Source organism: Prevotella sp. P3-122, assembly GCF_002251365.1.
Taxonomy (GTDB): domain Bacteria; phylum Bacteroidota; class Bacteroidia; order Bacteroidales; family Bacteroidaceae; genus Prevotella.
Window position 1 is genome coordinate 1 of record NZ_NPJH01000020.1, and the last position, 25,513, is coordinate 25,513.

Here is a 25,513-nt window from a genome sequence, read left to right on the forward strand (position 1 = left end):
ATATTATTTTGCTGCCTCAGAATATATATTGCTCAGATATTTAAAAAATGTAAAAGATGATGATATAAAATCAACGCTTATTACTAAATATGGTAAAGTGATAGCCAACGATATTATAGAAGATATGCATTCTCCTGAAGACATATTTAGATATTATGATTTTAGCAGACATTTTGACTGGAAGAATATGGATGTGAACAAAAACTCGTACTTTTTAAGAATCTTAGCTTTGGACAAAAAGTTAAAAAACGCAATTGTAAATAACCCTATCAAACAAGGTGATTTAGAAAAGATATTTGAGTAATGTTCTTATTAGGACTGGAATGAAATTTGTGTGATAACATTATGCGATGCGGTATTGTTTGTAAGTAATTTATAAGTATTATGGGAAGGATTTTTTATTTGGATTTCTTTCCCATAATAATTATGTATCTAAACACCATCGACTGTCGTTTGTAAAATTTAATAAATTGCTTGTAACTTACTGTATTTTTGAAATTATACATATAGTATTATATTCCAGATAATACCTCTTCCAAATTAAGATACACAATTTGAAAGTAAATTATTTTATACATATATTTATTGCTTTCATTTTGTTATTGGGTATATTCTAACGAGGCATAAATGCAAGCGTTCTGCTTTGGTACGCATTGAAAAGAGGCTTGACAGGTCTTATTGGGTGCAAAATAACACTTTTATTACAATCCATCAATTTCTTTCAAAAGGTTTTGTTTGGAAACAGTAATAAACTTATTTGGGGCTATTGTTTTGTTTCCAAAGTGGCTCGTTTCCACAATCTTTTGAAAAGTGCTTATAGTGACATTGACATCAGAAAGGGATAGCAATACGATTATGATTGTCATTTATAAACATACAGTCGAAGTATTGCAAATTATTCCTACTACAAAGCATTTTGTTCGTAAGCAGTCATTTTGGGCCGTATTGTAGGGGATAAGATAAAGGCATAGCTTTGCTGCGATAATTTATATACGCAGTAAAGTATGAATAATAAAAACAAGGAAGGAAACTTTTACGCTTCGAAAGTCCGCCTGTTCCTGAATGAGTACGGCGGCGAGAATTTGCAGGAATTCTGCCATGCAGAAAATGTCAGTTATACCAAGATGTGCCATTGCCTTGGGCGGCCGGCCTACCGTAAGCCCAAAGCCACGCCAACAGTTTCAACAGGAGATAAATCACATGTATCAGATACCCTATTGCCAGTCATTGACTTGCAGCCTCTGGTTGTTGACCTGCCCAATCAACCGGCAGAAACGTCATCCTCGTCGGCTACTCCCGTGCCTGGTAAAAGACGCCATACAAAAGAGTCGTCACCGTGTGGTACCCTGTCCGACGTCGCACTTACCCTTTCCGGCCGGCTTAATGTAAGGATTGGGTCTTGTGAAGTAAGTACATTGGTCACCTTAATGAAGGAGATGGAGGTGACGCTATGATGGGGATGTCCGCTACTTACCACTATTATGTATGTACAGATGAAGTTACCTTGCGTTACAGACATGCAGGCCTGCGGGGTTATATCCGAGAAAAGCTCCACAAAGACCCCTGCAACGGGGATGTCTTCCTGTTCTTTTCCCGTGACTTCCGCCGTGTACGTCTCTACTACCATTACCGCAACAGTGAAGTGCTCACCGACCGTATCCTGTTTGACGAGAGGTTTGTCTGTCCCATCTTCAAAGACCCGAACAAACACGTTTACCACATCTCCTGGGAGAGCTTCGTATATCTCATGGAGGCCTTGCGGCAACTGAACAAGGAAGAGGAAATTGACGAGGTTGATGAAAACGATTACTTCAGTGAGACAGAGGATGAAGATGAGGATTTATCCTATATTGGTGTTAGCAACAATTAACTTATATATCTGACAATCAATTAGATAACATTTGTATATATGAATAAAAATGAGTACCTTTGTAGCATGTTAAAGTCAGAGGAACATAGCCAGCAGATACTCGTTTCACAGCTGAATGCGGAGAAGCGTGCGCGTCGTGCAGCCGAGAAGAAGGCGCACGACGCGGACCTTCGCGTCTCTGACCTGACAACCCGGAACACTGAATTGGAATCGAGACTTGAAGCGCAGCTCAACAAGGTCGCCGAGATGGTCCAGCAGATAACGACCATGCTGATGGGTGGTGGTGCCTTGTCTCTACCGGAATCCCTGAAAGAGGAACTGGTCGGCACCATACGTGCGGAGTTTGACCGTCAGATACAGGAACTGAAGGCTATGCATGAGAAGGAGAAGCAGGACCTGATAGCCTCGTTCAATGCCAGGCTGGCAGCCAAGGATAATGAGATAGCCCGTCTTAAGGGAGAGGACGGTAATGAGGATGGTCAGCCCCCGTCCACGACCGCTCCCGGCTTCTCTGCTCCACTCACGCCAGAAGAACTGGCTGCCAGAAACAAGCAGCTCGAGCAGCAGAAGGCCAGTCTCCAGGTGAACTCTTATGGCCAGCATACTGAGTCTGAGAAATACCTTCATGGCTCACAACAGATAGAGCATGCTGATGACCTGGACCTGAATGGTGAGGATGTCCCTGCGGAAAAGGTGGTAGAGATAGCCCGTGAGCTCCGGGAACATAAGAACATGAAGGGCGTTGACAAGCCCAGACGTGATCAGCCGCTGGTGGAGCAGGCAAAAGATACCAAGAATGACATCGTCCTGGTTCCGGAAGGCCTTCCTGAGGATGCGGAGTATATTGGTGAGGATGTCACCGTCCGTTATACCTACGTCAAAGGCTACTTACGAACGCTTCTCATCCGGAGGAAGAAGTACAAGGACCCGAGAGGTAAATATTACCACGTCAACCTTCCTGAAAAGTACAGGAACTGTATGGGAAGGACGCAGGTTACTGAAAGCCTGATAGCACAGATACTGACGTTGCACTTCTATTACAACATGACTGTTTCAGATATTGAGGAATGGCTGCAAGGCATGGGCCTGAATTTTGCCCATACCACCGTCATTCACTGGATTGAGTTGGGAGCCAAGATACTGGAACCTCTGGACGAACCGCTTCATAAGGAGATCATCTCTTCGGGCGAGGCCCATGGTGATGAGAGTACCGTGGGGTGCAAGGACAAGAGGCTTCCTGACAAGGATGAAAAGGCGGAGGATGTAGAGGATGACCTTCACTACTTCAAGCGGTGGATCTTCTGTTATTATGCCCCGCTTCACAGTCTGACCCAGTTCGTTTTCCATGATCGGGGTCGTCGGACGCAGGAAGCAGTAAAGAAGTACTTTGAGGACGTGATAGAGAAGCTTTACCTGCACAGTGATGGTGCTCCCCTCTATAAATGCTATGATGTAGGGGAGCTTATATTGAGGATTGCCTGTCTGGTCCACATGCGAAGGCCCTTCTTCAAGTTGAAAGAGTTCTCGAAAGATGCGATGCTGATAATGAAGCTGTTCGATTCCATCTTCCATGAAGACCGAAAAATAAAAGAAGCGTTCAGCGACGTGGACGACATACGCAGGGAACGTGGAGTAAGATTGGTCCCGATGTTCAACGAATTGAAGAATTACCTGGATAGGCTTAGCAATAACCTTAAGAAGGAGGATGAACCGGAACTTCTTAAGGCAGTCAACTATGCCCTTAAGGAATATCCCTGCATGCTTCGTTGCCTGGAGGATGGACGACTTGACCTCTCGAACAATATCTGCGAGCGACAGATCCGGAGAGTTGCAAAGTACAGGAACAACAGCCTGTTTGTGGGTAGCCCTGAGTCAGGTGCCCGTTTCGCACGTCTCATGTCAGTCTTCGCAAACATCAAGTCCCATCACTTGGACCCCATCGTTTACTTATGCGACGTGTTCCGTCGAATCGGAACTACTGCAGAGGAAAAGCTGGTTGAGTTGCTGCCCCACAGATGGCAGCTGGCTACCGTCTCAGCATGGGTGTGATAAGACCTAGTTTTCTTAAGAAACAATAAAATACTTCATTTTACCGGGCCTACGGGTCCTAAATGACCGCTTACTTTTGTTCCTGATGGCTCTTATCCTCTTGAAATACCTCTAAGGAATCCACAAACAGATTCCCTATGTTTTGCGTCATGAAGTTGTTATAACTCAACAATTTGTGATTTGAAGCACCAGTCAGTTCATCTATAAAGGTTAATTCTTTATCCATAGCCTTCTTTAGCATAACACTAAAGCCTACATAATGTTTCTGCGCCTGGACAATTATATTGAATACTGCTTGTGCTGCATTAGGCAAACAATAGTTGTTGGATAAGTCTTCTTTAAGTCTATCAAATGGAGTTTTATAGGTCGCATGAAACTGAGACACGGAACACGCAGACAATCTCGCTTTTTCTTCATCAGATAACACAAACACCGGAAAAAACAATTCATCAATCATATTCAAGAACAAATCTTTCTTGTTCTTATTAAAATAGAATATCGCACCTCTCGTTTGAGATATATTCTTCTCTAGCTCAGTGACTGATATGGCATCCCATGTGCCCTGAGCCATTAGGCGATAACATTGCTTTAGAATGTCTATTCGGTTCTGTTGGGTCTGTGGCCGTGGCTTGTTCATACATAAAAAAGGGTACGGGGACTATTACGTCTTACTGTGAAGGTTGTGGATACCCTATGGAAAAGACATAACGCCCCCGTACTTTTATGTACGAAGAGTCATCATACCTATCTGCTTCCATAGTTAAAAACTTCCACATTTTCACAGAGAAAGACAAATATGAACCCTTAAATTCTTATTTTACAGCTGCAAAGGTAACAAATATTTTTTAAATAATATATCAAATACAGCTTAATAAGGCCACTCCATACGAAAATCTACCGCTTTCTGGGACTAAAAGTACGATTTTGTCTCCTTTTTTTAGCGGTTTTGTCCTAATCAGTTCATCAAGCGCGGTAAAAGGTGACACCGCCCCAACATTACCCACCCAAGTTAGATTCGTAAACCATTTGTCGGTCGGCAGTTGAATATTGCGCTTTTGTAGTTCTTCATCAAGTCGCTTATAGAAATACATGGATGATATATGCGGAATGACATAAGTTATCTCATCTGGATCCACCTTACCTTTTGCAAAGGCTGCTTCAATGGCATCTACAAAATACGGTATGCCATATTCATTGAGTTGGCGAACATCCTGTTTGAGACTCCATATAGATTTGTCCCCAAGCTCACGACCCTCAAATGATTTCCATCCGGTCAGACTGCCATCATCGTTTTTATCAGCCCACATATACATACAGACCGGTTGACGATTCGCATACGAAAATGTATGAATCCAGTCTATTGACAGATTGATTTCCCCGTCGGGAACATTTTTTAGAAGAAGTGCAGCGGCACCATCTGAAAGCATGAAGCGAAGAAAATCTTTCTCAAAAGCGAGATGTGGATATTCTTCTACTAAATGTTGGCACTCCATCTCTTCCTTAAAGAAGCGTGATAGCATAGTCGGGGAAATCAACTCTGAAGCAGCACAGACGGCATTGTCACTATTTCCTGAAAGGACGGACATCCATGCTGTCTTGAGTGCCATAAGGCTTGTCATGCAAACACCCGACAATGACGCTGTTTCTAAGGAGTGGTCAAATGTTGCTCCATGAACCATTGACGCATGGGAAGGAATCAACTGATCCGGCATTGATGTCGCGCATGACAGAAACTGTACTTTGTGTTTTTCGTCTTCGCTTATAAATAATTTGTTAATGGCTGAACTGGCAAGCTCAACATTCGTATGTGTAATCCGCTGCTTTTTATCCAAGGCATAATACCTGGTTTTTATGCCGTTCTGACGCAGGATAATGGATTTCACACGTGACGGGTGATCATCAATCAGCCCAAGATACTCTTCCATTTCATCATTCCCTACCGGATTATTCGGGAAGTATGAAGAGGTTTTGGTAATGAATACTTCTAAACTCATAAATTACATAATGTTTGTTATCTTTTGGCAAAGATATGGTATTTTTATGAATTAGAGAAATATTTCCGTAATTAAAATCTAAATCCTGAGTAACTTATAGAGATTCATCAACTGCATTCTCAGCTCAACTGTGTTCAATCCGACAGACAATGAGTCTATATATGATTGTCCATAAAAGAGGTTCATAAAATTACGAGCAGTATTCATTATATCAATATCGCTCTTGATTTCCTTACGTTCAATGGCTTTTTGTAATACTCCAATCCAAATTATAACCTCCTGATTCCTGTTTTCAAGATACTGAGAGTGTAAATCTGGAAAATATTTGCATATTTGCAAAATCAAGGACATATATGCTCTACTTGCATTTTGCACGTTTTTGCCTACATCGTTAAAACGATTCATAGTCTCTTGACAGCCATTCACATAAGCCTCTATAAAATCTTTCATTGAATCAAATTCTGTTTGAGTTATTTTCTGTTTCAAATTCTGCGTATCAACCAAATAGTGTTTTACCACAGAATAGAACAAGCCCAATTTGTCTTTGGCATAATATGTTATGGCACCGCGCGTCATGCCGGAAGCACTCTCTATATCAGCTATGCTTACGGCTTCAAATGGTTTGGATAGGAACAGCTTAAACGCTTCATGATAGAGCTGTTCTTTACGGTTGTTTTTATTCATTTAGCTCTGATTCAGATAATTCGACATGTAATTACTGCGCAAAAGTAATAAATTAATTAGGAGAAGGCAAATAATTCGTTATATTTGTGTACCTTTGTATTACATTACGAGTGTAAACTAATATAAGGTAGCCCGGGGCATAACAGTGAGAATGTGGAAATTTTGATTGTGGAATATGTCTTGGACTACCTTTTCCAATACAATTGTTATTATTCATATCCATTACAAATCTGCACAAAGCAACTGATATTCCATCCATCGGCGACGCCAAATCCCGGAATGATGCTTGCCTTTGTAATGACAGAAAGAAAGATAATCAGCCAAGATATTCCTGTCACCTGCTTCTATCCTCCGCAATAGACGGCTTTTCTTATATCCCTGTCCTCCAAGAACCTTTGCCGAACCGCAGTTATAGCTCAGGCAGGCAAGCAGGAGACTGTCCGCCCCGTATGACCGATACAGGGCGCAGAATTTCCGCAAGTCCTTCCTGAGCAGAGCGTCTGCCTGACTTTCCGTAAGCAGCACGCCTTTACGGTACGGCTCGCCCGGCTGGACGACATGACCGTAGCCGATGGTCGGCCAGTGCTCCGGGCGATGCAGGGTCTCGTAATGTTTGATTATCAGAATTGCCCGCTCAAACGGCGGCAGTTCCATAAGCCTCCGTAACGTAGGCTGGGCAAAACTTGAACCTATATAGATATAGGCAAACAGGACTATGACAAATATTCGAAGTTTATTTCGCATGGGCTCTCCTTTGTATTTCAGCTATCATCGTTTTCACCTCGATTCCCACACGCAGAAAGTTCTTGTACAGCACACGTTCCCTTTCTTCTTTAGACGGAAAGGTGTAGAACTTGGGCAACTCCACATACCCGGCTTCCTCTTTGGCTATCTCCGCCATGTCGAAATCAGTCTTGCAGAAGAACTTGGTGGTCTGAAACTCTTCCGACTCCTGTATATTCATACTGTCGCCGCGCCCGGTCTTGGTCTTGACGAAATCACGCGCCGTCTGTCCGCATATCCAGCCTGTCGGCATATCGGATATTTTACTTGCCGGCACGAGGCTGTCCATGTTCTCGTTCAGGTTGATGCTCGTCTTATCCCGGTCTATGGTGACACCTTTCTTGAGCTGTACCACCTTGCCGAAGATGTCGTTGGAGAGCCATTCCAAGGTCTCCTTGCTTCTTGCCGAACCGCTCACCACATTGCCCACGGTCGTGATGATTTTCTGCATGCCTACCTTCCCGTAATCGGCCTCCAGCTGCGGCAGTTCCTGAAAGCCGAGCGTCACGCTCACTTTGTTGCTTCGGGCAGTACCTATCAGTCGGTCTATCTTATGGAAATACAGGGTCGGCAGCTCATCGACGATGATTGACACAGGTATATTCTTTCCCTGTCCGGTGTTCACGCGTGTGACAAGGCGGTTTAGGATAAGAGCGTTCAGCGCACCGATGATGCTTTCCATTTCGGGGTCGTTGGCAATCAGCAGATAGGACGGGTTCTTCGGATCGCTAACCTTGAGGTCGAAGTCATCACCGTCCTTATGGAATATCCAGTAGGATTCTTTGGTGGCAAGGCGCGAAGTATAGACACGGAGCGTACCTATCATGCCCTCCAATTGCTCCATTGCTCTGTTTTGCAGGGCGGTCTGGAACGGGCCGAGCAACGGCGCGACCTCGTCGTCGGTCTGTAGCACATCAAAAATGGTCTGATAGCTCTGGTTCAGGAACGAGAGAATATGCGGCATGTCGCTGTACTTGCCGAGCCAGTAAGCCGGTTCCGTCACCGGGCCGTTCTTGTATTCACGCACGATGCCGGTAGGTTTCCATATCCTCGTCACCGGGTCTTGTACCTTGTCGGCATAGAGCTGTCTGCCGAAGGCATCATACGGCTCTTTCTCATAGTTCACAAAGAAATAGATACAGGCGGCGAGAAAGTTCACAGCCGATGTCTGGAAGAACTGGTCGGAACCGCCACCTCCCTCTTTCTTGCCTTTCTGCAGGGATTCCAGTAGGGTCTCTGCGGTCTCGCTGGCGGCGGCAAGGTTCGGGATGTATTTCGCCTGTATAGGGTTCACGCGCCGGCTGTACTCTACATCGACGAAGTTGATGATGTTGAACTGGCAGTTCGGCGGAGTCTTACCCAATCGCCTGTTTTTCAGATAGTGATAATATAGTTTGGTGGCTAAGGTAGGGAACTTGTAATCATATACAACCATAGCGAAGCCTTTGGCAGAGTGCTGCCGGACGAACGGCTCGATGATGCTGAATGTCTTACCCGAACCGGGAGTACCTACGACCCAGGTGCCTCGGAAAGGATTGGAGACCGACACGCACCCCCGGCGGAATTTCCCTTTGTAATAAAAGCGCATGGGGATGTTCACCGAATACTTGTTCTCCACCGCTTCGGTGGCCTGCTCGAAGCTCTCGTTCTCGAAGTTGAAGCGGTCTTTGAGAAGACCGTCCTTCAGGAACTTCGAGATATTGTCGAGAGCAACATGGATAAGTACCGCCCCGACGACGGACAGTATCATGTAGAGCCAGATATTGACCTTCAGCGTGTAGATGCGCGGCATGATGGAGAAACCGAAGAACCACACGGACAGTATGACCAGTCCGACACCGCCGAGCAACGGATAGAGCACCTGCTTCTGCGCGTCCATCTCAAGGTGCTTCTTGTTGCGCGTTCCCACGCAGGTGATGCAGATGAGCAAGAAGGTCGTTACCTTGGCATATATCAGGTTTCCGTCATGGTAGATGAACCATGTCTTGATGCGGTCATGAATGTCCACAAGTACCCCGTTCCAGTGGTCGAGGGTCTCCGGATCGACGGCGTACTCGAAAAATTCCAACAGCAGCGACACATAGACCGCCGCACGGAATATCTTGTAAAGTCCCTGTATCTCTTTCGTTTCTTCCATAAGTTATTCTGTTATCTGTTCCTGTGTATGCTCTGCCGCCTGTTCTTCTGTCTCCTCTGCTCCAAATCTGTACCAGCGGTCGTTGACCTTGACCGCTTCCATGCCGAGATATGCGCCTTTTTCCTGCAGGGCGGCATCTATACGCTCGACGCTTACCGGGCCAATACCGCTGATGCCTTGCAGGTAATCCCTGTCAAGACAGGCAAGCTCTCCGATGCACGTGATGTTATGGTCTTCCAGAATTGACTTGACTGACGGCGGAATATTCAGAACCGACACCGGCTCCGAGAGATTGGTTGCCTCTTCCGCCTGTGTCAGGCCCGTGTCGATGTCCAGCCCGGCCTTGATTCTTTTCAGCGAGTCAATCCGGATTTCAAGCTGCGCTATCGTATCCATTCTCTGACGGATGGTTTTCTTTATTTCGTTAGTCTCGTTGATGAGCTTCTCCTTTTGGGTCAGCATCCTTTTCCGTTTCGTTTTCATCGACCGATTCCCGGATTCAAGACAATCCTGTTCATATTTGAGTCCTTTAACAAGTTTGTCCAGCTCTATCGCATGTTTTTTCAGGACGGTGTTTCTCTCGTTGTCGGATGCCATGTCGCCAAGAATACCGTCAAAGCGGTTGAGCAGGGAATCCATCGTGTCTTTCCGTGATTGCAGGAAATCACAGAGCTGCTGCAGTTCTTGACGGTGGGATTCCGCCTTCACGGAGTTGTAGGTCTGTATCAGCACCAGCAATATCAGCACAATGCCGAAAAGGATATGTATAATGTTCATGTCGTTCTTCATTCTAATCGTTCAATGTTACAATGGGTCTCACTTTGTGTGACTGGAGCTTCGGTGTCTCTTGCACGGCACCGCTGCCGAGCGAGTACAGCCATGCTTTCGAGGTCTCCTGGCCGGCTACTTCCGTGGATGTCCAGTACCATACCTCGTCCGCATCGTCGGGTAACGGTTCTCCGCCGCATCTTTCAATGATATGGGTAATGTACGGCTTGGCCACATACAGCAGTCGCATCTGGGCCACCGAGGGGATATAGGCACTCTGCCCGTAACGCCACATGGAGAACACGGCATTGGCCGCCGGCGAACCGCAGCCGCTGTTGGCATACATCTCGTAGGTGTTGGCGTTGCCGTCATGCGCGTACAGGTCGGCGGATGTCCCCTGTGCCACACCCACGCTGTCGGCGAAGGCTTCATCGGGCAGGTCACGGAGGTACACGGCATACCCGTTCCCTTCCATCTTTTCATCATTGTGGAGATGGAACACCACGGCTATAGGCTCCTTGCCCTGACGGTCACACTCCTCCAAGGCCATGACACGGCCGTCGGTGCAGAGCACATGTCCGACTTTCATCGAGGTGTCGGGAAACTCGTGATGCCCGTCGCATGACGCGAGAGTCACGGTCAGCATAAGGGCGAACAGACAGAAGTAGTTGCACTTCAGCATTTTCCACGTCCTGCGCCATTTCACCTTCAACCCTTTGCTCCTGGAACGGCTGTCCGTCTGCCTGCGGGCATTGGCGCGGTTGATAATCTTGTTCATACGGTTCAGTATTTTTACATAATTGGTTTTCATGACTTCTTATTTTACAGGTAGTTTTACGCCTAACACGAAGCCTGTGCGGAACAGGTCCTTGCCCTTTATCATCAGGTCTGACTTCACCTGCCAGTACACCTGCCAGCCGCCGCGCAGACGGTAGTTGTGCTCGTAGCCGGCATGTACGCCTCCCAGCACCCTGTGGGTGTCCGAGCCGAGCGAACCGCCGAAACGGAAGCTACCGTAATGGTTACGACCGCGTACCACGCACGGCTTGTAGGCGGCTCCGATGCTCCACGAACGGTAGTTCTTCCAGAACGAATCCGGGCAGACATGGCCACACGAGGCGCATTTGTCCCACTTGAGATACCCGTTGGCAAAAAACTCCCAAGCATTGTGGTAGGCGTTCTCACGCTCATAGCTGAGTGTGGCGTCCAGCCCGTTCTCATACAGGAAGCCGATACCAAAGGACACACGCCCGTCATGGTCTCCGGCAAACGCTGTGGATGACATGGCAAGCACAGCGACAAGAATCATCAGTATCTTCCTCATGGCTTATTCCTCCGTCAGTAATGCGCTGCTGAAGCCGTCGGCCGACAGCACGTCCTCATAATCTATGTTCACGGATATGGTGCGCCCGGAAATCTGCTTCTCGGTCAGCTCCACCGTCAGCACCTTGTCGTTGGGGAAAGTCAGCTTCTTCACCACAATCACGTTGCGGTAGCCGTGCAGGAATGACCGGGACTGCTCCAGTACCAGTTCCGGCTTCAGCTCCACGACCTGCGAGTTCGTGGCTTTCGACACCTTCTTGTCGGAGAGTTTGAGTCTTACCTCGTCGATGTCGAAGCGAATGTTGGTGCGGTTGTCCACCGAGAAGTCAAGGAAGAAATAGTCCCCGGCGGAATAGATGTTGTTCAGCCGCATGTTCATGCGATGCTTCTTGCTGCTTACGTTGCGAAACCTTGCAGGCGATATCCATATCTGACGTGCATAGCGGTACATATCTTCCGTGGACATCGACACGGCGGGATTGTGGTAGGCGTTGCGCTCCGACAGTTCTATCTCCTTACTGGTGACGGCCTCCGTCAGACGTGTGGTGTATAGCAGGGCGTACTGGGTGCGGTAGCGTTCGGTCACGATGGTGACGATGGCAAGTACCTCGCCGTCTTCATGTCCGGCTTCCTTGGGTTTCAGACGGACGGTGTTGTTGATAGGCTGGTCGCCAGCAACCAAATCTGTGGAAATGTCCACAAAACGTATCGGTTCGGAGGCGGTGATGACGGTCGTCACCTGTTCATTGACGGTAAGCTGCTCCATTTCCTGATAGGTGGTCTGCGCATGGATGGGCTGAAATGCGGCGGTGATTAAGAATGCCGCAAGAATTTTTGAAAGCATTGTTCTCATTGTTGATATTCTTGTTTTTCGTTTGTTGTTTCCGTGAGTCTCTCGGCCTTTATCCTTTCCTCGGCTATCCGGCAATAACCGACATCGGTCTCGAAGCCGATATAGTGACGTCCGCTTCGGATGGCGGCTATCGCCGTGGTTCCCGAACCGATGCAGTTGTCAAGCACCACATCCCCTTCGTCGGTGTATGTCCTTATAAGATACTCCACGAGGGCAACGGGCTTCTGCGTCGGGTGGAAGAAAGTCCCGGTTTTATGTTCTTTAGGAATCTGAATGACAGAGGTCGGGTATTTGTCATCGGCGATGCGGACATCGGTCATACGCATGTTGCCGTAGCACCGGTTGGTGAATGTCTGGCTGGTGCGCCGTCCGTGGTTGCGCTGCGATTTGTCGCAAGGAACCATCTGCGGATGATACACTGGCAGATGCTCGTAGAACACAAGGATGTCCTCATGCTTCCTTAGCGGCATACGATTGGCGTTCAGATGACCGCTGGCCCTGTCCTTATACCAGACAAGGTTGTATCTCCACAATTCAGGCTGCGACATCAGCAGTCTTGCAGTGAACATCCCTTGCCCAAACAGGATGACGGGGCTGTCCGGCTTGATAATGCGCCGATATTGTTCCCATAGGGGTTCCAGCGGTATCTGCCTGTCCCAACCGGCATTTTTATTGTGACGGTTCAGGATGCCGTAAGGCAGGTCGCACACGACGGCATCGACACTTCTGTCTGCTATCCGTGCCATCCCCTTCAGGCAGTCCTCGTTATAGATGTTGTCAATCTGTATCATCATCCTACTTGTTTTTGTTGTTTTCCCTGCTGTTGACCAAATAGACAAAGGTGCCATACTTGAGTTTCACCTTGTTCTTGCGGATGGCTTTCGAGATGGCCCCGGTGGTCTGCTGGTAGGCGTTCTGTATGGCCTGCATGCCCCACTGTGTGAAGTTATTGCCGTAACTGCCGTTGTTAATGCTCATATTGCTGTTCATTGCTCCGGATGCTATGTCCTTGGTGGTCTCACGGAAAGAGGAATTGGGCACATAAAGCCCCTCCATGCCGTCGGTGTCGTAGAGTGTCAGGCTCACCTTCAGGAGTTCGTCACCCACCATAAGGCTTTTGACCGTGCCTTTCACACGCTGCTGCCCAAATCCACTCATAGTGGCGTACATGTACGATCCCTTGGCGAGGACAACACCGTTTATCTCCACCTCGTCGAGCAGACGCAGCCTTACACGCGAACCGTCAACGGCTTTCACATCCTCGTCGATAATCGCTTTGATAAGGTTCGGCTCAGGCTCATTCTCCGCAAGGGTATTGAAATAGGCGGAGTTAGGCTTCTTGGCCTTTACCACGGATTGTGTGGTGGCATCTTCGGGTGGTTGCGTGACGGCATCCTCGTTTTCCGTCACATTGCCTGTTGTCTTGGGTGTTTCCTCGGCAGGTACCTGGGGTTCCTTTACATCCTCAAGCCCTTTCTGTCCGTTCAGGCGTGCTTCCGCCAAAGCCTTGTTCAGTTCGTCGAGGGCTTCCTGCTGGCGTTGTGCGCCACGTCGGAGACGTTCATCCTCGCTCATCGGCTCGGCAAGGGAGTCGTTTGCCATCTCCATGCCGCGCTCACGGCTCTTGTCCAGCCGGGACTGCATCTCCTGCAGACGGCGTTCTGCCTCTTCATCGAGCATGGCAAGGTCTTGTTCCGTGTACTTGGAATCGTATGCTTCCGTATCGCCACCGCGTTCACGGTCGATGTTCTCCACGGCCGAATAGTCCTGGATCTTGCCGTATGACTTGGCCATGTTCTCATACTTGCCGCCAATCTCGTCGGTGCGGAGTTGCGCCTGCGGCAGTTCCGGATTAAGGTACTCCGTGGTCTGCATGTGGGACGGTTTTTCCGCCAGTTCCACATCGAATACGTCAAAAATGAGGTACCCGGCAATCAGCAGTAAGGGATAAAGGATAGCCGGCAGCCTGTATTTAGGCGCACGCCAGTCAATCCTGCTTGTAAGTTCTTTCAGCGTCATTGCTCTCTATATTTATGATTTGTTTGTTACGTTTCTGTCTCAACAGCTCCTCCTGATGTTGTGTCGCCGTGACCGTCTGCTCGGTTTTCGGACGGTTGTATATCTGTACCATGCGGCAGATATTCAGCGTCAGGCATCCGATGACGATGCCGAATACCAGCGTGAGGAACACTTTGGGGTATTTGCAAGCGAAGCATTGCGCATATCCGGCGGCCTTGTCAATTTTCAGAAACTTGGCCCATTTCCGACCGGCACTGACCTCCTTCTCGTATCTTTCGGCATACTTGGGGTCGTTCTTGTCCGGCATCTTCTCTCCGAGTATCAGTTTCTTCCATCCCATAATCAATAGCTGTTTTTGGTTTTCTGTTCAATATCTTTGTTCAGCAGGGTGCGCCAGTTCACGATAAGCAGCCCATGGGGGTTGTTGTCGGTGCGCGGCACTCGTTTCAGTTGCCCGGAGGTCACCAGTTCTCGGGTAAGGATGGAGGTACGGCGTTCTATGCGCTGTCTGCCATAGTAGGTGAACTCCATCTTCTCCTTGTTGAAGTTGATGCTGTCACAGAATATCGAGCATACCGCCGAGGTGCCCATGATGTTGTTGTAAAATCCTTTTTCCTTGAGGGTGTTATACTGGGCAAGTCCCGTTTCATCCACAAGGTACATCGCCTTGTCAAGCGTGTATTTGATGTATTTGTCGTCCGGGGCCAGGGTGAAGAAGTAATGATGATACATCTCCACATGGCTCTTGGCTTCCACATCGAGGGTCTCGTCCATCGTGGTGCGTTGCACGAGGATGGGCACATTGCCGTCCAACACATAGATTTTCTGCTGGGCATCCACTACCATTGAGCGGGCTGTCCAGATGCTCGACAGGCTGATAACAACGCAACCTGCCAGAAACAGGGCGCAGATTATCATCACGAGCTTGATCTTGTTCTCTAAATTTTTAATGACCATTGTTTTGCTTATTTGATTGGTTTCCTATACCTTATTATATATTATCGCATCATGGATGAAATCGCGCCGGTCGTTGACATCTTCGCCTGCTGTGCCACACCCTCGCCGAAGTTTCTCGTACTGAAAGCCGTGTCTCCTTCGGGAATCATCCATGCCGCCAAGTCAGGCACAAGATTCAGGCATTTCAGAGCAACGATGCTTGCAGCCATCAGATAGCCTGCCGAGAAGAAGGAGTTTTGCAGGTAGGCTGCCATCGTCGCCTCGTTCTGGGTAATGGCGGTCAGGTTCTCCACCTGTATGCAAAGCACAATATCAAATAGCAACAGCACATAAAACCCAACGAAGTACAACATGGCTCCATAGAAATGCACCGTCAGATAACGTATCATCCATTTCGCCCAGGCTCCTTCCCATTTGGGCAAGAGTGAAAACGCCCACTGTATCGGACCGAAAATTGTGAGCATACCGAGCAGGATTTGCTGGCAATAGATGGTCGCCCACCAGCCTATTCTAAAGACAATCAACGCAATAACCATCACGATTTTGTCTATGCAGACCACCGCACCGGAGGTCAGTGAAGTAAACCATAACTTGCTGGCATCCTTCTCCATGTTGGTAACTTCATCGACACCGGTCTGTTCCATGGTCGATTCTATCAGTGCGGGATCCATCGTACCGGCACGGGCCACATCCGCCTGTGCCTGCAAGCTTGTATAGAGTGTGTCACGGACGAAAATGAGCTGCTGCACTTCCTCGAACTTATCCCCGATCTGGGCGGCTTCCGCCTGATACAGGTCATGGGTGTAGGAGCCTATGGCATTGGGGATGTACGAGAGGAAGTCAAGCACACACCAGCTGCTGCCGCTGTTGTGCATCCCGGTGTCCGCAGGAGGATACCACCATGTCATCACGATGGCCACCGCCAAGGGACGGAACAGTTTCATCACATCGAGCGGTTCGTTTTTTACCATCATCTTATAAGCCATGCCTGCCGCCATCACGATAGCGAAGAGTGCAGCCAGTGCCATACACATCTGAAGAATCCACCAAAAAGGACCTTGTGACCCGGTGAACGTGGCATCGCACAGGAACTCGTTGGTCTGGAAAATCACGTCATCCACCTCTTCCTCAAGCAAGTTGATGCCAAAGTCGCTAAGAATATTGTCTGCCATTGAATGTTGTTTATTAGTTGTTTATTTCAGAATCTGTCTGTTTCTATGGTTGATTGACACAGTTTCCCATCGCACTCCAGCACGCATCGCGCCACCGGGCCAGTGCTTCCGCCGCATACACGGCGTTCTTGTTTTCCCTTTCATAGCTTGATGCCAATAGTGAGGTGGTCGTCTTGCTGTTAGCCAGATAGACGAGATAGCGTACCAGTTCCTCGTTCTTGTGCGACACGTCGGCATAGATGCTCAGATACTGTTTCTTGCGCTGCGAGTTGGGCATATAGGCTTCCTGCGTCGCTTTGATGGCCGATTTGAACACGTTATAGTATTCCTTCCACACCGTCTGCTGTCCGGGAGTGCCACCCAGTTGCAGGATGCGGTCGATATTCTTTTTGAAATCCGCCATCTTGGAGTTGAGCTTGTCACCCTCCGCCAGCCATGCGACATCCAGTGCGCCGCCTGTACGGTCAGCCACGTTCAACGCCTCTATCTCGGCACGTTTAGTCATAGCGGAGTCCAGTTTCTCCGCATCATCCACCTGCCAGTAGCCTGCAATCCCCACCGTCGTGCGAAACGACAGCTTGTTTTTTGCAGCGGCGGTTTTCCTGTAGTTGCTGTGCAGCAAGGTGTAGTACAAGTCCGGAGTAAGGGAGCCGGAACCGATCTCCGCCACGGTAAACTGGTTCTGTTTGGCGGCATCATGGTTGTAGGTCACGTTCTGCGCAGTGGCCGAAACCATGCACAGTCCTGTCATCAGATAGAGTATCAGCCGTTTCATTTCTTGTTTCTATATGGGTTAAGCCCGCTCTGCCGCCATCGTCCGAAGGCATCTTCGATGATGAGTGACCGTGAACGGGGTGTGTAAATACTTTCTTTCCAATAGCCTATCCGCACTTGGATATACCTCCATGTATCGAAATAGGCGGCATTGAGCAGTTTCTTGATGTTGTCAAGACTGGTGTTGATGTTCTCCAACACAAGCATGAGATCGGATGTCGAACAGGCGGCGGCTCCGGTAGCATACAGCACCAGGTCGCTGACCGAGCGGTACAGGCTCTTTCCCTCGACCGAGATGCGGTCGATGCACCTGAGGCTTATCCGGATGATGATGGTGTCCTGAAGGGCGAGTTTGTTACGCTTCAGCACCTTGGAGTTGTAATCACTCAGCAATTTTTTGTAGTCACCGATGCGGTCGCTGACCGTCTGGTAGGTGGAATACACGTTCATGGAGGTTCGCAACGACTGGTACAGCACGTCTATCACATCGAAAGCCCTGGTATATTTGTCAAGGTCGAAGTTCAGCACCTTGTAATCTTCCGCGGCCTTCGCGCTGTACTCGTGCAGGAGGTTGTTGCTCTGCTCCAGTGTGGCACGGGCAAGAAGCAGGCTGCGCTGGCTCTTGTGGTCGGAGATATAGGCTTCCACCGAGCCTACATCAAAACCGAACTGTGCCTTGGCGATGACCGGCATGGCCAGCATCAGCAGCGTCATCAATATGTGGATAGGTGTTCTCATTCTGTCGTTTCTTCCATTGGTTTGTAATTTCTACTTCCGGCCCTGTTCATCCACCGGGCAAAACTCTCGTCAAGCAGCGTGCGTCTGCGTCCTTGCTCGTCATTGACATAAGGAGCGGCCTTTTTCAACACATCAATGATAGACAGTTTATAGTGCATCATCTTCTCCAGACATACGAGGTCGGCATAGATGCGTGTCAGGCGGCTATCCACATCACGCGCGATTTCCAACCGGTCCGACGACCACAGCAGGTGGTAGGTGTCCGTGCTGTTGTCCTGTTCCATCGGATTGTTCTTGATGTATTCGGTGCTGATTGTGCAGGACGGATAATCCCTTGCAATCTCTGAGATGCGGTTGTTCACGGCGGCGGCATTCTCCCGGTCGCTCTTGTTCGGGTCGAGTTGCATCACATCCACGACCTGGGTGTTGCTGTAATCCGCCGTCAGTGTCCATTCTATCTGCATGATGGCCCTGTGTATCTTGATGCCGAGGAAATATTTCGGCTTGCGGGCGATGCTCAGTGTCGCCTTGAACGTGATGACGGCATCCATGCTCCCGGAGGTGGCGGTACGCACGTAGCTGTAGCCTTCCCAGTGTCCATATCCCTGCCAGGTGAGGTCGAAAGCGGTCTTGCAGTCATTCATGATGGCTGGGATGCGGTAGTAGTCATCAGTCGGCACTTCCTCGCCGCCGACGGCATCCTCACGTGCCGCCCGCAGGTCGGCAAGCTGTTTCCTGACACTTTCCTGTTCCCTTGTCAGATCATCTATCCGGGTCTTGTTGACATTGTACCGCTGACGGAGCACGGCTGCTTCCTCCACTGTAGCTGTGGAAATCTGCTTTATCAGCGTCCTGTTCTCGCTGTTGAGCACATCTATCTGGGTCTGAAGCTCCGCTATGCGGTTGTTGTATTCCGTCTCAAGGCGGTCAAACTCCGACATATCAAGGTTATTGTCAGTCAGTGTGGTCTGCATGGCGCACTCCTTGGAATGGGCGTTCAGTGAACCGCCGCAACTGCGGCATTTATACTGGGTGCTTCCCTGTGATATGGTGAATCCGTCATGGCAGGTCACGGAGATAATCACGCTCTCCGTGCCTTTCATCTTGGCTTCATCGGTCGCCTGATAATAATTTCGGGCATCCGAACCGATGTAATAGACGAATCCCTCTTCATTGTCATTGTACTCCGACAGCCGTGCCTGCATCTGTCTTTGGAAGGTGCCCAAGTCCATGGAATAGGAATCAAAGACATCCTCGTAAACCTCTTCCGTCCGGTTCCAGCTTTTGGTGACCCGGATGGAATAGGCATAGGCTTTGGCGTACTGTTTGTTCTTCTTTGACAAGATATAGGCGTATCGGGAATAAGACAGGTTATAAAGGTACCCGTCTCCCGATGCGTTCATCTGCTTCACCTTCGCCCTCGACCATCCGGCATAACTCTCCGAATTGGAGAGTATCTGCTCCGTCTGTGCCGAAGAGGGATAGAAATTTGCGTCGGTCGTGTTGAAACGTGTCCAGGCACCGCCGTAGAGGATGCTGTTGTCATCGGTGGGCGGCATATAGTCACAAATTGTCTCGCTGCCGCTGTCCCGGCGGTAGATGTACCACCGCTGGGTGTAATACTGCCCCATAGTCTCACGGAGATAGTCGGTCATCCATGAGGTCATGTTGTAACTGTCTATGTTGAAAAGCCGGGCGACATTCTCCGGTCCACCGACCATCGAGAGCAAAGTGCCTCCAAGATTTTGCTCAAGGGACTTGTAGAATCCGTAACTGCTCTCCGCAGCGTTCACAATCGCCGCTACATTTCCTTTGGCGATGTCATTGAACGAGCTGCCGCCGAGCAGGGCCCCCATCATATTCTCGGCTCCCGCTCCGGCGATGCTGACTCCCATGTCATACAGGGTGCTAATGTCGGATTCAAGATTCTCCTTGTTGAAATGGTTGGGAATACTGCCGAGGTCATCAAAAAACCTCTTCCAGTCCACATTGCCACTGCCGGCAAGGTCGAACAGCGGCTGGAACTGCGGGGCTATCTGCAGGAATACCACATCACGGAACGACAGCGAGCTGTTGGTGACGATGGACTCGAACTGCATGCAGAGCGTTTCCACCTCGTGACAGACCTTGAACAGGTAGCTTCCCCAGTAGAGTGCGGTCTGTGGTGAACGGAGCATCATGCCGGCGACAATCCATATCTTCGGCATGATTTTCGCACTTACTAATGAATAGATGCGGCGGTAATAATAGTTTTCCGTTGCACTGCTCCAGATACCGAGGTCGGTCAGTGCCTTGCGGTCAAGGTACTTGGACATGAAGATACCGGCTGTGGCGACTTCGGCGGCACTGTAACGGTCAAGTATCTTCCTGACCTGTTCGCTGTAATACATTTCCGTCGCGGTCTCCGTGCCGAAAGCGGCGGTCATGGCGGCCACCGTTTTCTTATCGTAGTTGACGGAATACCACACCGAGGCCGCAGCGTCGGACGCTACAGCCAGCAGTACGGTCAATATGAGCAGGAGGCGGTACATACTTGTTGATTGGTCGTTTCTTATTTCCCTTTCTTCACCGTCCCCGTCTTGAGAAAACGGTATTTTCCGGAAGTGCAGCTCTCGTTGGCGGGTGTGTATTCCACATATCCGCGTGACTGCAGTTCCTCGCTGGCGGATTTCATCGCCGTGACGCTGTAACCGCTGACAAGACTGAGCAATGCGGCCGGATTGATGCTGATCGTTTCCTGGCGGTCACGCTTGTGACGGTAAAGCAGGTAAAAGAACAGCACGGTGGCTTCCTTGCTGAAATTGTTGTTGTCGCAATCGCGCCAAAATTCCTCAATGAGTTTGTTCTCGTTCATAATGAATGTTGTTTATGGGTTATTTTTATCGTTCCTTGTGGGCAGGTTGAGCACATGGCCGACCTTATGCACCCGTCGGGCAAATTCCAACGGGGCGGCGATGCCGGAGTTGTCCCAGTCACGGCAATATCTTTCGATAGCATCCTGATGGCTGCACCCTAATTCCGACTTGTAGAGTTTGAGGGCATCTTTCTCAGCACGCTCGGTGGTATAGGTCATGTAGCACTCGTGCGATTCCTCCACACCGTACACGCCGCTGGTCGATCCTCTGCGGATGAATACCTCGCGGAAGAAAGAGCGTCCTTCCTTGTTGTCAAGCCTGTTGATGGTAAAAATCTTCTTGCAGTCCATATCGGTGAGTCCGAGGATGGCTTTGATATTGTCGAAGCGTTCACGGAATTTGCTCTGGTCAAGCAGCATCACCACATCGGAATTGTTGATGATGGCCTCCTTCACAATCTCACTGCCGATGATGTCCTGTATCTCCTGTGTCACGACACCGACCGATGCCCAGAACTTACGGGCCGTCTTGTAGAGGTACTTGATGTATTCGGCCATGAGCGGGGTGGCGATGGCTTTCCACGCCTCTTCGATCACAAGGACCTTACGGTTCTTTTTCAGACGCATCTTCTGCAGAAAGACATCCATGATAATCAGCGTGACTATCGGGAACAGCGTGGCATCATCCTTGATTGCGTCAATCTCGAACACGATAAAGGTCTCATCAAACAGGGTGCTGTCCATGTTCTCGTTCAGCGTGGTCTCGTGGCTGCCGCCCTTATAGAAATCCCGAAGCTGGTAATTGAGGTCTGCCGTGTCAATGCCTTTCAGTTCGTTCTTGGTGATAATCTCCGGGATGCGGACGACGGCGAAGTCGAAAAACGAGTTGAACGAAAGCGGCGCATCAATTTTACCCGTAAAGTAACTGCGGTAGTATTCCTCGATAGCCTGTCCGATAAGTCTGTCCTCCGTCTTTGTCACAATGCCTTCCGAGCCTTTCCATATCTGCAGGATAAGATTCTTGAGGAAGTTGATTTTCTCGATGTTTATCTCTTCCTTGGTAATCTTAAACGGGTTCATGGTGATGGGTTTTTCCTCGGTATAGGAAATGTACTTGCCGCCGAGATACTCGCATAGTCCCTCGTAGGAGTTTCCCGTATCGACCATCACAACATCCGTTCCTTGCTCATGAAGCTGCCTCACGACGGAGTTCATGTGGAAGCTCTTGCCGCTTCCCGATGGTCCTAAACAGAAGAAATTGGAGTTGTCGGTCATCTTGACCTTACCCTCCTTGCCGGTGATGTCGATGGCTACGGGCATCCCTTTCCGGTCAGTATAGTATATCTTCAGCGGGGTGTCCTCGCTGCGCTGCACATGCTCCTTATACATAAGGCAGGTGGCGGCGTCCGACAGGGTGAGAAAACGGTCGTACTCGGGATCCATGTTGTAGCAGTTGCCGGGAAACGAGTTCACGAACAGCTCAAGCTGGTTGTAGGCACGCTTGGAGATATGTATGCCCATGCGCCCGAACATGTTTTCAAGATGGTTCACGGGCTTCTGCATATCTGCATTACGTGGACAGCATACAACGAGGTTGAAGTGTGTATATACAAGCTGCTTGCCCTCGCGTGCCACCACTTCCTGCACCTGCTTGATGTCCTCCACGGCAATCTGGTTGCTCGGATTGGGGATGGAGGCGTGACGGTTTTTCTTCTTTTCAAGAGCGGAAAGTTCCCGCTTTTGGTTGGGAATGAAAATCATCTGGTTGTAGATGACGGTCTCGGCTTCCGGGATGCTGTCGATGGCGGACATGAGGTCAAGGGGCATCCCTGTGTTGTTCACCTCCACATTGGTGAAAGGACGGACAAGGGAAGGAAGCCCGGCACAGTCCACATCGACAAGGGAGAACACGCGACATTTGCGGTCACCCATGCCGATGCCCTCGTCATCTACCTTGAAATTATTCATGGTGACGACCGGACTATTGAAGTCCAGCGTGAAATACCGGTCAACATAGCTGTCACATTCGTCGGCCGTCAGGAACCTCACCTTCATGCCGCTGTCACGCAACTGGTCCTTCACCTTGCGTATCTTCACAAGGAAGTCCTTCCATTTCTTCAAATCGAAGGAATACAGCTTCCCTTTCTTCGATTCCTGCGTAATGACAAGGCATGTGCGCGTATCGGTATAAGGACGGCCCTCAAAATATGAGAAATAGGATCTTGACAGGAACTCTTTTTCCTTTGCGTCCGCCTGCACGAACCCACGGCGGGAGAACACATCCTGTTTGTGTATGGCATAGCCCTCGCCGAGGGTCTGTACCACCGCCGAGAACAGATGGCAGAAATCGTAATAGCAGTCGGCATCGGCAGAATACTTCTGCACGGGGTTCTCTATTTCAAGTATGGCGGAATACTCGCCGGTCTTGGTGTAAATGACACCAATGCCGTCATTGTCCTCCACGGAGAAATAGATGTCACGGAAGACACGCTTGCGTTTGCCTCCCGTTCCGAAAGCGGCCACCGAGATTGCCATACCGATAAGCACTGCTGCAAAGAATATGATAACGTACCAAGTCATTTGTCTTTATCCGTGTTTTGTTCACCCCATTCTTTCAGCTCGTTGCTGATACATTTGTTCAGATGCTCTCTCCAGTATGGCTCATACTCTATGATGTCAAAATAGGGTTCTTTGTCCTCGTCATCATCTATCAGGTACGCAGCGATGTCCCAACTGATATAATCAATCATTTCGTCTATTACCCTTTCACCTGCTTCTTCGATGACAAACTCACCGAAATATTTCAGGGGAATCTTGACTTCGGGGAATAAGAAAATATGCACATGGCTATCCCCGTTGCCTTCATGGTCTTCCACACTGTTAATGCTTATCACCAGATATAGCTGGGTTGGTTCTTTACCATCTTCATAATTATCTGTTAATTCCGCACTTATTTCAAAATGCTTCGGGAGGGGAACCATAGATACGGAATTACTTCCAAACTCCCGTAACCGAAGAATGAATGTGCCTGTTTTGTCTGCCATTGTTCTTTTATATTTATTGATGTGGATTAGAATAGATAAAAGAGCCTTGTTTTCATATCGCTGTGCTCCTTGGAATTGTAGGCGGTGACGAACCATCCGGTCATGTCAATCGAATAGAAAGTGTCCTCGCCGGATTCGCTGGAGGTGGCATAGATGCCTTCCGGCATCTTGAAAAAGGCAGGCATGCTGTCCTTATGCTTTTCAAGATGGTAGGCAAGCCGGGCCATCTCCGCAAGCGACGGTATGTAGGCCGACGGCAGCACACGCTTGTCCTGGAAGTTCTTGAGGGCATGGCTGTCCGCATGGCGGAGTATGCCCTGTGTGAGTGCGGCTCCGTCGTCGAAACCCAATGCGCAACTGCCCGGATATCGGATTCGGGGACTAAACACGATATGTTCCTCATCCTCCTGCGGCTGTCCGAAATAGCCCTCACGCAACTTGCCGTCAGCCGTATCGAAGATATGGCCGGTTCGGAAAGACTTCTTCCCGAACCAGTTGCTCGTACTGTTGTCGTCCAAGGCAACGGCTTTGCCGTGTCGCCCGTCTGTCTGGATGACACAGGCAAGGGTATTCTCATCGAATTTGGAGGTCAGAGTTCCATTCCTTTGCAGGAAATGTCCGATGCGGACAGAGTCCGTGCCGAAAACGGACGGTTTCACAAACGGATGTTTGGTATCTACCCAGCTGCTGCCTACGGAAAGTTTGCCATTGCTGACATGAAGGCGCAGTTCGGTGATGCTTCCCCGTCTCAGAGGCGGTAGCGTGGTGGATATGGACAATTTCTTCCCGTTGATTTTGAGGAATATCTGTATTTCTCCGGAATCCTCCGTAGGAATGAGGTTGAAGTCGTGCGGGATGCCGTTGTTCAACAGGCAGTCCTTGTTGGGAGAACATACGTTGCCGGCATCGGCACGTGTCCCGGCCAGTTTCCCCTTAAGCGGAATCAGGAAGGCTGCTGTTGAAACGCAGTCCCCCTGTATCTCCAGAATCTGCATCACATCACTGATATTGTCGCTTTTCAGTATCAGGCGCAGCAGTGCGGTAAGTTCTTCTAATTTCATTGTAATCTTTGTTTTGTCATTTGTCTGTGTCACGGATTGGATCTGTCCGGCGAGTCTTTCGCCGAGCGGATGGCTAATCGTAACAGTGTCGGCCGGATGCAGTGACGGAAGGAACGGATAACAGACATGGGGTGATGCCGTACTGTCGGCCAGAACAGGGACAGTGGGCTTGAACACCTTGCCGTCGAAACGGAACTCCACGGCTTTGCCGCCCTCCATGCCGTCAAGCCATACGGCAAGCGAGCCTATGGCTTCCAGCTCGCCCTTTGTCCGCCCCGTGACCTCTATCTCAAGGGGCTTGGACATCTTCGACCAACTGTCTTTCACCTTTTCCGCCGTTTGGTGGGCGGACAATGCGTCCCCTTTACGGGTGTTCCCCGAACATCCGGCAAGGAACAAGGCAAGAAAGAATATCAATCCGCAGTGTCTCATT

25 protein-coding genes are annotated in these 25,513 nt (G+C 49.4%); 3 read left to right on the plus strand and 22 right to left on the minus strand.

The features are described 5' to 3' along the window. Positions 1 to 304, plus strand: a 304-nt coding sequence (locus tag CIL02_RS16240) for a hypothetical protein (RefSeq protein ID WP_170935003.1), incomplete at its 5' end; no start/stop codon positions are given. Between the two features lie 957 nt (positions 305 to 1,261). Here the strand turns inward: CIL02_RS16240 and CIL02_RS16245 are convergent. Continuing rightward, entirely contained in the window at positions 1,262 to 1,519 is a 258-nt protein-coding gene (locus tag CIL02_RS16245) for a hypothetical protein (RefSeq protein ID WP_170935004.1), read from the minus strand. Here CIL02_RS16245 and tnpB point away from each other — a divergent pair. Beyond that, positions 1,505 to 1,870 (plus strand): IS66 family insertion sequence element accessory protein TnpB, encoded by a 366-nt coding sequence (tnpB, locus tag CIL02_RS03445; protein ID WP_170935005.1) that lies wholly within the window; start codon positions 1,505 to 1,507, stop codon positions 1,868 to 1,870. The genes CIL02_RS16245 and tnpB overlap by 15 nt on opposite strands. A gap of 39 nt (positions 1,871 to 1,909) precedes the next feature. Beyond that, the gene (locus CIL02_RS03450) at positions 1,910 to 3,919 is read left to right on the plus strand and encodes an IS66 family transposase (RefSeq protein ID WP_094399091.1); all 2,010 of its coding nucleotides are present in this window, start codon (positions 1,910 to 1,912) and stop codon (positions 3,917 to 3,919) included. 70 nt (positions 3,920 to 3,989) lie between these two features. Here CIL02_RS03450 and CIL02_RS03455 read toward each other — a convergent pair whose 3' ends face one another. The 21 genes from CIL02_RS03455 to CIL02_RS03555 form a co-directional block, all read right to left on the minus strand. Then, positions 3,990 to 4,490 carry a hypothetical protein gene (locus CIL02_RS03455; RefSeq protein WP_094399092.1) on the minus strand — a complete coding sequence of 167 codons (501 nt, stop codon included), beginning with the start codon at positions 4,488 to 4,490 and terminating at the stop codon, positions 3,990 to 3,992. Between the two features lie 286 nt (positions 4,491 to 4,776). Next, the gene (locus CIL02_RS03460; RefSeq protein WP_094399093.1) at positions 4,777 to 5,913 is read right to left on the minus strand and encodes a beta-ketoacyl-ACP synthase III; all 1,137 of its coding nucleotides are present in this window, start codon (positions 5,911 to 5,913) and stop codon (positions 4,777 to 4,779) included. 78 nt (positions 5,914 to 5,991) lie between these two features. Then, positions 5,992 to 6,597, minus strand: coding sequence for a TetR/AcrR family transcriptional regulator (locus CIL02_RS03465; protein ID WP_094399094.1), 606 nt, complete (start codon positions 6,595 to 6,597; stop codon positions 5,992 to 5,994). Positions 6,598 to 6,819: 222 nt separating this feature from the next. Next, on the minus strand, positions 6,820 to 7,341 hold the full coding sequence (locus CIL02_RS03470) for a glycoside hydrolase family protein (protein WP_094399095.1): 522 nt from the start codon (positions 7,339 to 7,341) through the stop codon (positions 6,820 to 6,822). After that, positions 7,331 to 9,517: a type IV secretory system conjugative DNA transfer family protein gene (locus CIL02_RS03475; protein WP_094399096.1), complete on the minus strand. Its 2,187-nt coding sequence runs from the start codon at positions 9,515 to 9,517 to the stop codon at positions 7,331 to 7,333. The genes CIL02_RS03470 and CIL02_RS03475 overlap by 11 nt, the downstream gene beginning before the upstream one ends. 3 nt (positions 9,518 to 9,520) lie before the next feature. Beyond that, entirely contained in the window at positions 9,521 to 10,294 is a 774-nt protein-coding gene (locus CIL02_RS03480) for a hypothetical protein (protein WP_141210111.1), read from the minus strand. A 13-nt stretch (positions 10,295 to 10,307) separates the two neighbouring features. Next, a complete protein-coding gene (locus tag CIL02_RS03485; RefSeq protein WP_094399212.1) occupies positions 10,308 to 10,967 on the minus strand; it encodes a DUF1566 domain-containing protein in 660 nt (219 codons plus the stop codon). 135 nt (positions 10,968 to 11,102) lie between these two features. Beyond that, entirely contained in the window at positions 11,103 to 11,594 is a 492-nt protein-coding gene (locus tag CIL02_RS03490; RefSeq protein WP_371588905.1) for a hypothetical protein, read from the minus strand. A gap of 18 nt (positions 11,595 to 11,612) precedes the next feature. Further along, positions 11,613 to 12,452 carry a conjugative transposon protein TraN gene (gene traN / locus CIL02_RS03495; RefSeq protein WP_094399214.1) on the minus strand — a complete coding sequence of 280 codons (840 nt, stop codon included), beginning with the start codon at positions 12,450 to 12,452 and terminating at the stop codon, positions 11,613 to 11,615. 5 nt (positions 12,453 to 12,457) lie between these two features. Beyond that, positions 12,458 to 13,252: a site-specific DNA-methyltransferase gene (locus CIL02_RS03500; protein ID WP_094399216.1), complete on the minus strand. Its 795-nt coding sequence runs from the start codon at positions 13,250 to 13,252 to the stop codon at positions 12,458 to 12,460. A 4-nt stretch (positions 13,253 to 13,256) separates the two neighbouring features. Further along, on the minus strand, positions 13,257 to 14,480 hold the full coding sequence (traM, locus tag CIL02_RS03505; protein ID WP_094399099.1) for a conjugative transposon protein TraM: 1,224 nt from the start codon (positions 14,478 to 14,480) through the stop codon (positions 13,257 to 13,259). Further along, positions 14,449 to 14,820 carry a hypothetical protein gene (locus CIL02_RS03510; RefSeq protein ID WP_094399100.1) on the minus strand — a complete coding sequence of 124 codons (372 nt, stop codon included), beginning with the start codon at positions 14,818 to 14,820 and terminating at the stop codon, positions 14,449 to 14,451. Before CIL02_RS03510 ends, traM begins: the two co-directional genes overlap by 32 nt. A gap of 2 nt (positions 14,821 to 14,822) precedes the next feature. Continuing rightward, positions 14,823 to 15,437 (minus strand): conjugative transposon protein TraK, encoded by a 615-nt coding sequence (traK, locus tag CIL02_RS03515; RefSeq protein WP_094399101.1) that lies wholly within the window; start codon positions 15,435 to 15,437, stop codon positions 14,823 to 14,825. A 41-nt stretch (positions 15,438 to 15,478) separates the two neighbouring features. Next, entirely contained in the window at positions 15,479 to 16,609 is a 1,131-nt protein-coding gene (locus CIL02_RS03520) for a hypothetical protein (RefSeq protein ID WP_094399102.1), read from the minus strand. Between the two features lie 43 nt (positions 16,610 to 16,652). Further along, positions 16,653 to 17,384, minus strand: coding sequence for a DUF5045 domain-containing protein (locus CIL02_RS03525; RefSeq protein ID WP_094399104.1), 732 nt, complete (start codon positions 17,382 to 17,384; stop codon positions 16,653 to 16,655). Continuing rightward, entirely contained in the window at positions 17,381 to 18,121 is a 741-nt protein-coding gene (locus CIL02_RS03530) for a hypothetical protein (RefSeq protein ID WP_094399106.1), read from the minus strand. Before CIL02_RS03530 ends, CIL02_RS03525 begins: the two co-directional genes overlap by 4 nt. Beyond that, positions 18,118 to 20,652 carry a hypothetical protein gene (locus tag CIL02_RS03535; protein WP_094399108.1) on the minus strand — a complete coding sequence of 845 codons (2,535 nt, stop codon included), beginning with the start codon at positions 20,650 to 20,652 and terminating at the stop codon, positions 18,118 to 18,120. The genes CIL02_RS03530 and CIL02_RS03535 overlap by 4 nt, the downstream gene beginning before the upstream one ends. A 20-nt stretch (positions 20,653 to 20,672) precedes the next feature. Next, entirely contained in the window at positions 20,673 to 20,975 is a 303-nt protein-coding gene (locus CIL02_RS03540) for a hypothetical protein (protein WP_094399110.1), read from the minus strand. Between the two features lie 12 nt (positions 20,976 to 20,987). Then, entirely contained in the window at positions 20,988 to 23,555 is a 2,568-nt protein-coding gene (locus CIL02_RS03545) for a TraG family conjugative transposon ATPase (protein WP_094399112.1), read from the minus strand. Continuing rightward, positions 23,552 to 24,019: a hypothetical protein gene (locus tag CIL02_RS03550; RefSeq protein WP_094399114.1), complete on the minus strand. Its 468-nt coding sequence runs from the start codon at positions 24,017 to 24,019 to the stop codon at positions 23,552 to 23,554. Before CIL02_RS03550 ends, CIL02_RS03545 begins: the two co-directional genes overlap by 4 nt. A gap of 26 nt (positions 24,020 to 24,045) precedes the next feature. Beyond that, entirely contained in the window at positions 24,046 to 25,512 is a 1,467-nt protein-coding gene (locus CIL02_RS03555) for a hypothetical protein (protein ID WP_141210112.1), read from the minus strand. Position 25,513 lies beyond the last annotated feature (1 nt).